This is a genomic window from Pseudomonas sp. H11T01 (assembly GCF_048515765.1).
GTDB lineage: Bacteria > Pseudomonadota > Gammaproteobacteria > Pseudomonadales > Pseudomonadaceae > Aquipseudomonas.
Genome location: NZ_JBLYED010000011.1, coordinates 206,569 through 217,991, shown reverse-complemented (window position 1 = coordinate 217,991; position 11,423 = coordinate 206,569). Strand labels below are relative to the sequence as shown.

Here is an 11,423-nt window from a genome sequence, read left to right as displayed (position 1 = left end):
CGACCTCACAGAATCGCGGCAGCCTTGGTCAGGAACCAGATGATGATCACCACCAGCAGGGCACCGATGCCGACCACCGCGCCGAGGTCCTTCCAGGTCTTGCGCTGGTTCTGCACGTCGGCATACACGGTCAGTGAATGCCAGGCCACGCCCAAAAACGCGAGCAGGGCGATCAGCAGTCCGAGTAGGATGCCGCCGTCGTAAGCGTAGTTTTTGATCGTCTCGATCAAGCCGGTACCTTCACCCCGGGAGGGGGCTTCCATGGTCGGTAATGCGGCCAAGGCCAGACTTGGACCGAGTACCAGCAACAGGCCGATCAGGCGCTGGCTGGCACGGTCCCGCAGATGGTTGTTCAGGGGGGCAAAGCACTTGAGCATGACGGCGATCTCCTCGGTTAGGACAGGGTGAAAAACATCAAGACCAGCAACACCAGCACGACCCGGGCGGCACTGCCGCCAAACGCGCCGAAGCGCACACTGCCAGCCGCCCATCCTCGATACGCCGTCCACATCACCCAGGTGCACCAGAGCAACGCCAGGACGAGCGTCAGGGAGAGCCAGAGCGTCGAACTGCTCTGGGCTGAGAAGCCGGAGGCGGTTTTGAACGCGGCGGTCTGAGCGGCCGTCATGCTCATGGCGAGGGCTCCACGGGCAGGGTGTCGAGGCGGTAGTCGCCGACCAGTTCCGCAGGATCGCGCGGTTGGGCGCGGGAAGGGGACAGGTAGCCCTGTATCCCTTGGCAGATTCGCTGGAGATCTTGAGCCAGGCGGGGGTAGTCGAAGCGATAGCGTTCGTTCGGCTCAGCAGCATTGTCGACTTCAGCTCGAGTGGTAAGGCGCTCGATTGTGTCGAGCTGCTGCAGCATCAAACTGAGCTGAGTTTGTTCCTGGGCGGAGGCGGCGTAGCTGCTGCCATGGACGATGGCCAATGAGAGCAGTAACCAGCAGCGAAAGGCGGTAGTTGGCATGATCCTGCCCCCATGTGGATATGGGCACAGAATCGAGCTAATGGTGGGGGTTGTTCAGTAAGAAAAGCGAGTGACGGTGGATCGCTTTTTCTGGGGAAGTAAGCAGCGGCTGCTCGGTATCAGCCAGCGCGGCGATGCGTATCTGCGAACATTGAGGGTGCCTGGCGCACGATCGGCACTACGTACAGTCAAATCTGGAAGTTTTTTTCAGACATGGTATGGACGTCTTCCCACGGCAGCGCGTCGATTCTGCTCGATTAACCATCCTGTGATCTGGGAACCATAGGAGATGCTTCCGCTGCCAAGTCCATGGATTATCCCGTTGCCAGCGTTCAGCAATTGCTGTTTGGATGGTCTTCGCCTGATCAGGACGCCCGCTAGGAACAGCTCCATATCGAATGGCTTGCTCATGTTCGGCGACCAATGTAAGTCGATAACAGATCGATACGGCCGAGTCCCAACTCGTCGCTGATTTGCACTCGAGCATCCTGATCTAGGCGTCGGTCGAGCTGGTAGCAACGGCCATCGTTGATGGGCGCGAGATGATGAGTGATCTGCTCATAGCGTTCGCACGCATAGGCGGCCCGAAGCTCGTGGAAGCCTTTGAGGTTGTGCGAATGGAGGATCTCTCGTGCGGGGTGGACGATTTGCCGTTGTAAATCGACATAGCTTTCGTTCGGTGCAAGCAGATTGCGGCTACCGTTGGGCGAAACCTGTTCGGCAAATTTCAGCGCGTCACGAATGGGATCATTTACCGTAATCCAACGATGCGCCCACGCACGTGAGCGGCCACCTTGGGTGCCATCTTGGATGTTGATCTTGCCGTATTGTTCGGTCTCATGTTTTAAGCGCGGTAGGTCGGCCAAAATGGCCTCGCGCAAGCGCATGCCGGTGGTTCGCGCCAACAGAACGATGGCCGCCGCGCGCGGCATTTGGTGTTCGCAGAGCACGTCGACAATCCGCTTCACGTGTTCGTGGTCTTGGCCTTGCGGCACCGAGCGACGAACATTGGTGCGCTGCATTCCCAATGCCTTACTCGGACTCGGCACCTCCACAGACCGATCGTCGCGAAGCGCCGCCATAGTCCGGTTCACGCTAGACAACCGGTTTTGCGCGGTAGCGATGCCGATAGCGCCTTGTTCAACTTGTTGGCGCAGATGCCCTGCGTAGTCCAGCAAGGTCTGCCGATCTATCTGTCGCGCATCATTAAATCCCGGCCCATCCTCCGAACGACACCAGCGGACAAACGCCTGCCAGCGATCACTGTGCGCCTTGACCGTGGCGTAATGCCCGCCGCCAAAAAAGTCGCGCAATGCTTGCGGACCGGCATAACTCAGTTGTCGGCCATAGCCAAAATTGTGCCCATCTCGTCTACCGACCAATGGCATGATCAAACTCCTCTCGAAGCCAAACTCTTGAAATTTCCCCCACGTCATCCCGTCATGGATGTTGAGTGTTATCAGAGAGCAAGGCCCCTGCCACCTGTGAGGGTTGTCCACTAACGCGGGGCTGGCGGCTCCTTATGACCGGAAGCTTGGGCCTCTCATGAGCTGGCCTCCTGAACACTTCCGCAGATAAGCATTCGTGTCGCACTCAGAGATATTTTTTGAACGTCGCCGCTGTGATTGCCATGGCCACCCCGAGCATCACGGCGCAAGGCAGAAATACCGCCAATGGGTTGAGCGAAAAGGGCAGCGACAGGTAAAGGATCCAGGGCACGATCAGCAGTGGGATGACCGCTCGCTTGGCCCGGTGATAGACAAAGCTGCTTTCTCGCCCAGCCCCGAATTTACGCAGGTCGCGACGCATCAGACCGTCGATGAAACCGGTGAACATGGCCAGCAGAAACAAGGGGGTCGCCAGGCCCAGAATGGTCAGGCGCACCACAAAGATGAAGCTGACATACACCGCTGCGAGGACAAAATCCTCAATGCTCACATACAGCTGATTGATCCCGCTCCAGAAACCGTTGCCCTGGCTCGACACCCGCGCCTGCTGGGCAAAGTCTGCAAAACCGGTCTTGACCAACAACCATTGGTTGAGGAAGTCCAGCCACTGGACAACCGTCTGCCCAGGCTGCTGGAGGATCAGTGAGGATTTGAAGTGCTCACTGAGCCAGCCCAGTTCGCTAGTCAGCATCACCTGACTGTGTCGCCAGCCCTGATCACCCCAGAACAGCAGCAGACCGGCGAACTCGATCAGGATTGAGAACAGCAACGAGGCGATCAGCAAACCGATGAGGCGCAGGACCAGGACAATTGCCGAAACGATCAGCCCAGGGCGCTGGATCGGTCGCGGTGGAGGAGTTTGAACTGAGGTCATCCCCCTTTACTCCGCGAGGCGCGCTGCTGGGCCGACGGCATCACGGGGCCTCCTGAGCGGGAGCACTCGAATCCACCGCTGCGGAGGTGCGGGATGCCGTGACGCGATCCGGATCAAAGTCGAGCGTCGGGCCACCACCGCTCGCACTCCACCATTGCCCCGCCTGTTCGTTGTAGCTGGCGCGCATCCGCTGAGTGAGCTCCTGCAGATCCTTGGGCATGGCATCGTCTGGCGAAGGCTTGGGCAGTGGCATGCGGACTTTCCAGAGCTGCCCGCCCACCTGGAAGGAGAACATTTGCCCCTTGGGCAAGCTGACGATGTGAGCCGGCTCGATCAGCGGCACGCTGGTGCTGCTGACCCGATCTTGGGAGGACGAAGTGAAGTCCGTGCTGGCCTCCGGGTCGGAGGTATCGGTGGCCCCTGAAACTAGGGTTTTCGTCAGCACGTTGATCTTGGGCAACTGTTGGGTGAGCAGCTCCGCGGTGGCGGTTTCGCGCACCCGGAGCATCTGCAGGGTGTTGAAGTTACCGATGACCTGGCCGGCTTTAGCGCGGTTGCCGATGCGCGCCTCTATATCGCTGAGGGTTTGGGTGTATGCCGTCACCTGGATGCCCGCGCCGCCGCCCTTGTTGATCAGCGGAATGAATTCATCGCCCATCAACTCGTTGAACTCATCGGCGTGCAGGTTGATCGGGAGCTTGTCGACGCTGCTGCCGGCGGCGGGCAAGCCATGGTCGATACCATGCTTGTAGATGTGACCGGCGACCGAGACCAGGTCGGCGAACATCGAGTTGCCCACCGCCGCGGCCACTTCCGCGTCAGTCAGCGCATCCAAGCCGACATAGACGATGCCGCGTTTGCGGATGATCTGCATCCAGTCGAAGATCGGTCGAGGGTCGTCCAAATCGGTGTAATTGGGGGCGAGCAGCTGAGCGGTCTTGCCGGTGGTGAGCTTTTCCAACAGCGGCAGCAGCGAGGCGACGATTTTGTCGAAGTAGGTGCGGTCGTAACGCACCGCCGAGCGCAATCCATCCAGCACCGGGTCAAAGACCCGTTTCGCCGCCAGGTATTGCTCGATGGCCACCACGCGTTTTTCGCGGCCGACCATATGCCGCGGAATGTTCTTCTCGTTGAGCTTGCCTTCGAGCTGGACGATGACCTCCCAGGCCTGCGGGTCAGTCTTGGCGAAAAACTGCTGGGCGTACTCGATAAACAGCGCGTCGATGTTGACCACATGCCGTTGGATCTGCAGGTAGTCTGGACGTCGGCCCAGTTCGATCAGGGCCCGGGCGATGATATTGACAAAGCGCCAGGCGAACTCGCGAAAAGCGGCGGAGTTGCCTTCACCGCTGAGTTGCCCGGCGATGCGCGAGGCCACCTCCGAGATCCGTCCGAAGCGTCCCACGGCGTTGTAGCGGGCCGAGATCTCCGGCCAACCCAGATGAAACACATAGAACTCCTTGTCCCGGCCGGCCCGCCGGGCCTCGACGTACATGCGTTTGAGCAGGTCGGCATCGCCCTTGGGGTCGAAGACAATCACTACCTCAGGTTTGACACGGTGGATGTCCTGGGTGATGTACACCTCGGCCAGGCGGGTCTTGCCCACGCGGGTGGTGCCCAGCACCAGGGTATGTCCGACCCGTTCGCCCAGTGGCAAGCTAACTTCCGTTTCGTCGGGCTCGACCCCATGCAGCAGCGGCGAACCGCCTACGGGGGGCAACGGGCGCAACGGATTGAAGGCGCTGTCCCACGCGGTGATCCGTGCCAGTGCCGACAGTGGAAACGGCGCATGCTCCAGCTGCCGTTCAAGCCTGCGCGCCAGGCGGTAGCGGGTTGGCGAATCGACATAGCGGGCCACGGCCGGGTCCTGGGCCTCAACCAAGCGTTGGGTGTGTAGGCGGGTCCAGCGAAACCCGCGGCCCATGAACAAGCGCTGGCGGCTGATGGGAATCTGCCGGCTGGTCAGTTCGTAGCGGGGCAAGCGCCGGATATTGCGCCGATAGCGCAGCACCTCCCACGCCTGGCGCAGCCGAATGAAGCCGAACAAGGCATAGGCCAGCGCGGCGATCAGGCCGATTTCAGGGGATAGGGCCACGGCCCAGGGTGAATACAGACATAGCACCGCCGCCGCAATGCAGATTGCTACGGTGTACAGCTCCACCGCCGGCCGAAGCTTGGACTCCATCGCATGCTCGGTCATGGTCTGGGCTCACTGTTCCAGTGCCGTGGCTCTGATCAAGACGGGGTAGTGCTCGATCTGCAAGCGGACGGCGATCTCGTTTCCGTTCACCGGGAGGATGGTGAGGCCCGGTGCCGCGGCTCGAATCCGGGCCAAGCTTTGGGTATCGGCGACTTCGACGGCCAGGCCGACCGCGCCTATGTCGCGAAGTCCAGCTGAGCGTTGACGTAACCAGGTCAGCGACTGAGGATCGCCGCCCACCAGAAAGAAGGGCTGTAGGCCAGGCATGTTCAGGGTTCGTGGCGTGATCGGGCCAGGACTCAATTGGGAACTGCGGACTGGCAGTATCCACGCCTCATCGGTGAACGTGGACAAATCGGCATGCATGGCCCGATCAGGCAGAGCTCGGTCACTCATCTGAGCCCCCGTCACGTGAAAATAGGGCAGGGTGACCTTGTCAGGCGAATCTCCGACCACGGTCAATTCCGCCTGGGCGAAAGATGTCCAAAGTAGGATGCAACAACAGGTGAGAGGTATGCGCTTCATGGTGGTGTGACCTCGTTGAGGGATATCAACAGTCGTTCGAGTTGCCGGGAAAAACCCGCGCGGTAGCGCGCAGCCGGTGCACCTCCCGCCGGGCGGTGATAGTGCCCGGCCGCCAACACCCAATCCCCGGTGACGGCGTGATACTCACGCAGCAGGGCGGCGGTCACGGCGAGATTGCGGTAGGGGTCGAGGGCTTCGCAGGGGCTGGAAAAATGGTGTCCCTGATAGCCCAGATTGGTTTGCCCGAGTCCGACATCAATCCGTTTGGCGTCATGCTGGGCGAGTGCCTGGAGCAAGGCTTGGCACGCCGCTGGGCGGGTGGCGAAGCGGTAGGGGGCCCCGGCGATATTCAGGGTCCAGGGCCAGGGCAGCAGCCGACCCCGGACGCGGAGTCCACTCTCTTGCAAGGCAATGGCGAACAGCACCGTCGACGGGATGTCGGCGCGCTGTGCCGCCAGTTGGTAGGCGGGTGGCGGCAGTTCAGCGGCCTGAGTCGCCAGCGTCATCAGCATGAGTGCCAGGCCACTCAGTCGAGGCGTTGCCATTGTCCATTCACCTGTTGGAACGTGATGGGCAATGGCCCCGGTGCGCCCAAGCTGAACCAGTGACCCCGGTCATGGTTCAGGGTGATCTGTCGGCGTTGCACCCGGGCCGGATCAATGCCGGCTTGCCGAGCCCAGGTGCGCACGTGCTCATCCTCACCTTGGCTGCCCACTAAGTAGAGATCGAATGCCACGTCACCGCTTTGCAGGCGCTGCGCTTCGGCGGTACACGCGGGGCATTGGTCTTCCACAAACAAGGCTGGGCGGGGGGCGACCGGTGAGCTGGTCGGAGACGGTGAAGCCATGCCTTGGATGGGCAGCAGTCCGGGAAACAGCCTGGCCCAGGCGGCGGTGTAAGCGTTTTGGTAGGCCAGCTCGCGTTCGGCACGTTTGGCCTCCAGCGTGACTTGTAATTCGGCATAGTGCTGGCGTGCCTGGTCGGTCTCAGCTTCGATCCCAAGTGCGGTCAACGGATCGAGGTGCGGGCTCCAGAAGCCGCGTGGCCCAGCTTGGATGTGCTCGAAGCGCGACCACTCCTGCTCGGTCAGTCCCCAGTTTGCCGCTTGCGCGGTGCGGGAGCGTTCCACAGGAATCGACGGCGTGGTCTGAGTCAGTGACTGGGTCGTGTTGGGTGCAGCCAGCGCAGGGTCAATAGCAAGCAGCGAAATGAGGCAGACGATGGTGGGTAGCGGCGCTCTGTTCATGGTCGCTTCTCACGGCAGTGGCACGGTCTGATCGGGTTGATCATTCACCGCGAAGAGGGCGGATCTCGCTTCCAGCGCTTTCAAGCGCCAGGCGCCGATCTGCTCGCCGCTATGCAGCAGCCGGATATCGGCGAGCGAGTGACTGCCATGCGGTGCGGTGGCCAGAAATCGCTCGCCCGCGCGTGACTCGACAGCCAGCACCGAGAACGGTGGCGAGAGTGAGACAGGCTGGGGGCGAGCGGTCTTTTTCGGTTTGGCCGCCGATGGTGTCAATGGCGGGACTGACGGCTGAGCCTTGAGCTCCTGGTGTTGCTGTTCGACCTGTTCTAGGCGTGCACGCAGTGCCGTCATGTCAGCCGCGGTGGCTCGGGCTGCCAGCCCATCGCGCAGTTCTTGGATCTCTTGCGCCCACTGATCTAACAGGGGATCGAGGGCATGAGCTTGTTGCTCTCCGGTATCAACCGCTTGCTTCAAGTCTTTTACCGCGTACTGCAGCTTTTCCTGCGCGTCCTGTAGGGTTCTTAAATCGCGTTGCAGGGTGTCCAGGGTTTGTAGGCGTTGGGTGCTCGTGCTTTGCAGTTCGTTCAGACGCTGGTATTGGTTATATAACCCACCGCTCAGGCCGGCGATCGCCAGGCAAAGACCTCCAACGATGAGGGTTTGAAAGGTCGAGGCTTTCATGGACGGACCTCCGGTGAGCTGGACAGAACAGGTGTCAGCGGCGGGGTGGGGATATCGTTTTTTTGTTGTATGAAGCAGACCGAGCGACTGACTTCATCGACCGTGAGTTGCCAGGCCGGACCGGCCAGCACCTGCAACGCATTCCGCAGGGTGATTGGGCCAAGCCGGTAATGAGCTGCTGGCAGCGGCCGGGTAAAGAGCACCTGCACCGACGCAGTGGCAGGGCAGAGCGAATAACCCGAACGCTGTAGCACGTGGAGCAGGGCGTCCTGTACTGAGGGGCTCAGGTTGGAGGGGATGGTTACCTCGATGATTTGCGCGAGAAGATCTTTTTGCTCCGTGGTCGGCGTGGTGCTGACCAGCGTATAGCGGCCGTAACGAAGCTCTGTCTGCTGACGTTCTGAGGCTACGCCTATCGTGGCCTGGGCCCGAAGTGGCAGGGGCGGTGATGTGTTGGGAGCTTGTGCGGTGCAGGCGCTCAGCAGACCCAGCAGACAGGCAGGCGTGAAAAAACGGCCCATGGAAGGATCCTCATGTCAGATTCAGTACAGAACCTGACATGAGGAACGGGACGATTCAGTGAGAAAGCCGACTCAGAGCGGGTCGTTTTAATACAGCCACTTTATGTCGTTACTCATCAAAAACGGCGAGTCCGGCGAGGACAGCGGCGTCGGGATCGAAGATCAGTAATCGCACATCGGCCAACGCCGCGAGGTGCAGCACTTTGACCAAGGCTTCCGGTGTGCCAGCATCGCGTTGCTCTTGTTTGAGGGCTGAATAAGGCTTGCCCTCAATGTTCAACAAGTTTTCGTCCGTCCATGGCGTGCCGATCAGCTTGCAACCGATACCGCTGCAATCCGGCAAGGTGAACAGTTCGAACAAGAGGCCGGTCAACTTGGGAGCGGAGTTATCTATCCACCTTTCCAGATAACGTATCGCCTCTTCGGGCAAATGTGCGGTACTGATTTCCCAGGCTCGACTGTAGTGTCCTGTTTCGAAGCTCAGACGATGAATCACTGCTTGGGCTGCTTTCAGGGAGTACAGATCACCGATGTGATGTCGTTCGTTGAGCGTTACGCTGGTCACGGCGTAGAGCACTTGGCGCACCAGTCCGGCGGACTGGCAGCGTTCTTCCAATGCATCCGGGAAGGATTGGCCTTCGCTAATCACGGCGAAATCGTCACTGACCAGGCAGGGGAACAGCTGCAGCTCATCGTCTGGCAGATGGGCTTGCGAGTGATGTAAAGGGCGAACGCAGGGAGGGCAGTCGTTTTCGTATGTGATCAGCAACAGCCGTTCAATGCAAAGATTGTCGTAGCCGCGAGTAAAAGGGTTTGAGCCTACCAGCAGGGTTTGGGTTTGGGTTCGGGTTTGGTGTATGGGGTTCATGAGGTTTCTCCAGGATGAAATGAACAAGGCGCCCGAAGGCGCCTGTAAGGGTTAAAGCCAGCCATATTCGGCGAGGGAGAGGGGACGGCCTTCACCCACGATGAAGTGGTCCAGTACACGCACTTCGACCAAGGCCAGGGTTTCCTTTAGACGCGCGGTCAGCAGGCGATCTGCCTGGCTGGGTTCCGTACAACCTGAGGGGTGGTTATGAACCAAAATGGCCGCCGCCGCGTTATGCGCCAGGGATCTCTTGATGACCTGTCGCGGGTAAACGCTGGCGCCATCAATGCTGCCGTAAAACAGGATTTCGAACGCCAGCACCCGGTGTTTGGCATCGAGAAAAATTACACCGAAAACTTCATGCTCTTGTTGTGCAAGATGCAGTTTTAGATAATCCGCCACGGCGTCAGGTGAGGCCAGGTCGGGGCCGCGGGAGAACAGTCGACGATCCAAAATATGCAGGGCTTCGTCGATCAGCCGGTTTTCTTGGGCGATACGATCGGCCTCGAAATCCATGTTTTCAATCAGCATGAGTTGTGTGCCCATGATAGTGCCTCCGATGGAGTAATCAGGGGGAGGGATCCCAGGGGAGTGGTCTCCCCTGGTGGGTATGAAGTCGCGGGTGTCAGCCGATGTCGCGTCGTTTACAACCGAGTGAATTGGTGACGTTGACCCGATTGGGGCGAACCACAACCATCACAGGGCAACGAGGAAAAGGTGTTGATTCCCCAGCCGGCTTCGGCGTCGAAGTCGGCACTGATGGGCATCAAGTGCATTAGTCCACGTTGGATAGCGGCGATGCGTTTCTCGGCTTCATCCGTTGTGTAGTAGAGCGATAACGCGCTGTAGTCCTCGTAAGCGGCAGCGAACAGGCAGTCATCGCAAAGCCAGAAGGATTCCATGGTGATTCTCCTGTGCTGAGTGAAGAACAGGCGCTCGACGGAGCGCCTGGGTGAGGAACATCGTGGACTGTTCAGACGGACTGAACGGTGTGTGTAGCGTCACGGCGAGCGGTGCGTGGAGTGGGTTGAGATTCAGGCTCGAGCTGAGCCTCTGTTGGGATTTCGCTCTCCTCAGCTTCTGCATCCACCGACGTTGGAGAGGACTCACTGGTGGGCGCGTGCTCCGCAGGGACTGTGGCTTCCTGCCTGGCGGGCGCTTTGTACTCGAATGTGCCGTCGACCTTGATCCAGTCGATGAACAGCAAACGACCTTTCAGACTGGCGCCCGGTTGACCTTGTTTATCGCCTTTCTCGTAGAGAAACGGGTCGATCCACAGGTCGCCGATACGGAACGACAGCAACACCTTTTTCTCGGCGTTGACGGCGTCCATATAGAGACGAATCAAGCGTTCAGCTTCGCCCCCAGCGACTTTGCAGTCGAAGCGGGTGTACTCGACCGCATCGCTGGCGCCGTGCAGGGCTGCGATATCGCAGGCCATGAATGGCTGGCCGCGGCGGACTTGTATTTCACGAACACGATTGAGGTAGCCGATACCGACGGTGTGCAGGTTGAAGTAGGTGGTGGCTTCCTGGGGTTGGTTGGCGTGGGCCATGATGGTTCTCCTGTTTCAAGGGAAAAACGGCGACACACATTCCCTGGGCGGGGAAGTGAGCCCCCGTCAGGGTGGGTAAGGTAAAAGTCAGCAATGAACGACTCAGCACCGGCAAGCCGATGACGAGCTGGACGCTGAATCTGGGTGAATAGCGGTACGGCAGAAGAGCGTCCGCGGAAAAGTCCGAGGACCTGGGGGAGTGGGCATTCATCACCGCTGAAGCGATAACCGTGCGAGCTTCCGAACGCTGATCGCACTTGGGTCAACCACCACGAACGTGGCGTAGCCTTGAAGGTTCTGGCTACCTGGGCTGGGCTGTCAACGACAGCGAACCACACCTTTTCTATAAACCTGGCAACGGCGTGCGTCAAGGCGCTGCAAGCCGATTTTTTATACCTGGAATACAGTGGCAATCACTGGAATGAAAAAAGTGAAGAGGGGGCCTGACGGGACGCCAGGCGCTGAACAGAAAAGCCACCTTTGACGGTCTTGCGCAGACGAACAGCTCCTCGCAAAGCTTAGTTAAACTGCGTCATGAT

15 protein-coding genes and 1 pseudogene are annotated in these 11,423 nt (G+C 59.7%); all 16 read right to left on the bottom strand.

Annotated elements, in window-relative coordinates; all coding sequences use genetic code 11:
- Positions 1-5 precede the first annotated feature (5 nt).
- The 16 genes and pseudogenes from ACN1C3_RS17060 to ACN1C3_RS16985 all read right to left on the bottom strand — a co-directional run bounded on the left by ACN1C3_RS17060 (position 6) and on the right by ACN1C3_RS16985 (position 10,884).
- Positions 6-377, bottom strand: coding sequence for a TIGR03745 family integrating conjugative element membrane protein (locus tag ACN1C3_RS17060; protein WP_419116935.1), 372 nt, complete (start codon positions 375-377; stop codon positions 6-8).
- A 17-nt stretch (positions 378-394) separates the two neighbouring features.
- Positions 395-634, bottom strand: a complete 240-nt coding sequence (locus ACN1C3_RS17055; protein WP_419116934.1) for a TIGR03758 family integrating conjugative element protein — start codon at positions 632-634, stop codon at positions 395-397.
- The gene (locus ACN1C3_RS17050; RefSeq protein WP_419116933.1) at positions 631-966 is read right to left on the bottom strand and encodes an RAQPRD family integrative conjugative element protein; all 336 of its coding nucleotides are present in this window, start codon (positions 964-966) and stop codon (positions 631-633) included. The genes ACN1C3_RS17055 and ACN1C3_RS17050 overlap by 4 nt, the downstream gene beginning before the upstream one ends.
- A gap of 178 nt (positions 967-1,144) precedes the next feature.
- Positions 1,145-1,377: pseudogene (locus ACN1C3_RS17045) on the bottom strand (hypothetical protein).
- Positions 1,374-2,354, bottom strand: coding sequence for an integrase domain-containing protein (locus ACN1C3_RS17040; RefSeq protein ID WP_419116932.1), 981 nt, complete (start codon positions 2,352-2,354; stop codon positions 1,374-1,376). The pseudogene ACN1C3_RS17045 and the gene ACN1C3_RS17040 overlap by 4 nt, the downstream one beginning before the upstream one ends.
- A 205-nt stretch (positions 2,355-2,559) precedes the next feature.
- Complete coding sequence (locus tag ACN1C3_RS17035) at positions 2,560-3,288, bottom strand: TIGR03747 family integrating conjugative element membrane protein (RefSeq protein ID WP_419116931.1); 729 nt, start codon at positions 3,286-3,288, stop codon at positions 2,560-2,562.
- A gap of 40 nt (positions 3,289-3,328) precedes the next feature.
- Complete coding sequence (traD, locus tag ACN1C3_RS17030; RefSeq protein ID WP_419116930.1) at positions 3,329-5,488, bottom strand: type IV conjugative transfer system coupling protein TraD; 2,160 nt, start codon at positions 5,486-5,488, stop codon at positions 3,329-3,331.
- Between the two features lie 9 nt (positions 5,489-5,497).
- The gene (locus ACN1C3_RS17025) at positions 5,498-6,013 is read right to left on the bottom strand and encodes an integrating conjugative element protein (RefSeq protein WP_419116929.1); all 516 of its coding nucleotides are present in this window, start codon (positions 6,011-6,013) and stop codon (positions 5,498-5,500) included.
- Entirely contained in the window at positions 6,010-6,558 is a 549-nt protein-coding gene (locus tag ACN1C3_RS17020) for a lytic transglycosylase (protein WP_419116928.1), read from the bottom strand. The genes ACN1C3_RS17025 and ACN1C3_RS17020 overlap by 4 nt, the downstream gene beginning before the upstream one ends.
- Complete coding sequence (locus tag ACN1C3_RS17015; protein WP_419116927.1) at positions 6,540-7,259, bottom strand: TIGR03759 family integrating conjugative element protein; 720 nt, start codon at positions 7,257-7,259, stop codon at positions 6,540-6,542. The genes ACN1C3_RS17020 and ACN1C3_RS17015 overlap by 19 nt, the downstream gene beginning before the upstream one ends.
- 9 nt (positions 7,260-7,268) lie before the next feature.
- The gene (locus tag ACN1C3_RS17010) at positions 7,269-7,940 is read right to left on the bottom strand and encodes a chemotaxis protein (protein WP_419116926.1); all 672 of its coding nucleotides are present in this window, start codon (positions 7,938-7,940) and stop codon (positions 7,269-7,271) included.
- Positions 7,937-8,461, bottom strand: a complete 525-nt coding sequence (locus tag ACN1C3_RS17005) for a PilL N-terminal domain-containing protein (protein ID WP_419116925.1) — start codon at positions 8,459-8,461, stop codon at positions 7,937-7,939. Before ACN1C3_RS17005 ends, ACN1C3_RS17010 begins: the two co-directional genes overlap by 4 nt.
- Before the next feature lie 109 nt (positions 8,462-8,570).
- Positions 8,571-9,329, bottom strand: a complete 759-nt coding sequence (locus tag ACN1C3_RS17000; RefSeq protein WP_419116924.1) for an ABC transporter substrate-binding protein — start codon at positions 9,327-9,329, stop codon at positions 8,571-8,573.
- A gap of 51 nt (positions 9,330-9,380) precedes the next feature.
- A complete protein-coding gene (radC, locus tag ACN1C3_RS16995; protein ID WP_419116923.1) occupies positions 9,381-9,875 on the bottom strand; it encodes a RadC family protein in 495 nt (164 codons plus the stop codon).
- A 98-nt stretch (positions 9,876-9,973) separates the two neighbouring features.
- Entirely contained in the window at positions 9,974-10,231 is a 258-nt protein-coding gene (locus ACN1C3_RS16990; RefSeq protein WP_419116922.1) for a hypothetical protein, read from the bottom strand.
- A 71-nt stretch (positions 10,232-10,302) separates the two neighbouring features.
- Positions 10,303-10,884 (bottom strand): STY4534 family ICE replication protein, encoded by a 582-nt coding sequence (locus tag ACN1C3_RS16985; protein ID WP_419116921.1) that lies wholly within the window; start codon positions 10,882-10,884, stop codon positions 10,303-10,305.
- Positions 10,885-11,423 lie beyond the last annotated feature (539 nt).

Excerpts from the sequence above, each read along its gene's own strand:
- ACN1C3_RS17005 (WP_419116925.1), bottom strand. The coding sequence starts at position 8,461 with ATGGGCCGTTTTTTCACGCCTGCCTGTCTGCTGGGTCTGCTGAGCGCC.
- ACN1C3_RS16985 (WP_419116921.1), bottom strand. The coding sequence starts at position 10,884 with ATGGCCCACGCCAACCAACCCCAGGAAGCCACCACCTACTTCAACCTG.
- ACN1C3_RS16990 (WP_419116922.1), bottom strand. The coding sequence starts at position 10,231 with ATGGAATCCTTCTGGCTTTGCGATGACTGCCTGTTCGCTGCCGCTTAC.
- ACN1C3_RS17010 (WP_419116926.1), bottom strand. The coding sequence starts at position 7,940 with ATGAAAGCCTCGACCTTTCAAACCCTCATCGTTGGAGGTCTTTGCCTG.
- ACN1C3_RS17025 (WP_419116929.1), bottom strand. The coding sequence starts at position 6,013 with ATGAAGCGCATACCTCTCACCTGTTGTTGCATCCTACTTTGGACATCT.
- ACN1C3_RS17055 (WP_419116934.1), bottom strand. The coding sequence starts at position 634 with ATGAGCATGACGGCCGCTCAGACCGCCGCGTTCAAAACCGCCTCCGGC.
- ACN1C3_RS17000 (WP_419116924.1), bottom strand. The coding sequence starts at position 9,329 with ATGAACCCCATACACCAAACCCGAACCCAAACCCAAACCCTGCTGGTA.
- ACN1C3_RS17060 (WP_419116935.1), bottom strand. The coding sequence starts at position 377 with ATGCTCAAGTGCTTTGCCCCCCTGAACAACCATCTGCGGGACCGTGCC.
- ACN1C3_RS17035 (WP_419116931.1), bottom strand. The coding sequence starts at position 3,288 with ATGACCTCAGTTCAAACTCCTCCACCGCGACCGATCCAGCGCCCTGGG.
- ACN1C3_RS17050 (WP_419116933.1), bottom strand. The coding sequence starts at position 966 with ATGCCAACTACCGCCTTTCGCTGCTGGTTACTGCTCTCATTGGCCATC.
- ACN1C3_RS17020 (WP_419116928.1), bottom strand. The coding sequence starts at position 6,558 with ATGGCAACGCCTCGACTGAGTGGCCTGGCACTCATGCTGATGACGCTG.
- ACN1C3_RS17040 (WP_419116932.1), bottom strand. The coding sequence starts at position 2,354 with ATGCCATTGGTCGGTAGACGAGATGGGCACAATTTTGGCTATGGCCGA.
- traD (WP_419116930.1), bottom strand. The coding sequence starts at position 5,488 with ATGACCGAGCATGCGATGGAGTCCAAGCTTCGGCCGGCGGTGGAGCTG.
- ACN1C3_RS17015 (WP_419116927.1), bottom strand. The coding sequence starts at position 7,259 with ATGAACAGAGCGCCGCTACCCACCATCGTCTGCCTCATTTCGCTGCTT.
- radC (WP_419116923.1), bottom strand. The coding sequence starts at position 9,875 with ATGGGCACACAACTCATGCTGATTGAAAACATGGATTTCGAGGCCGAT.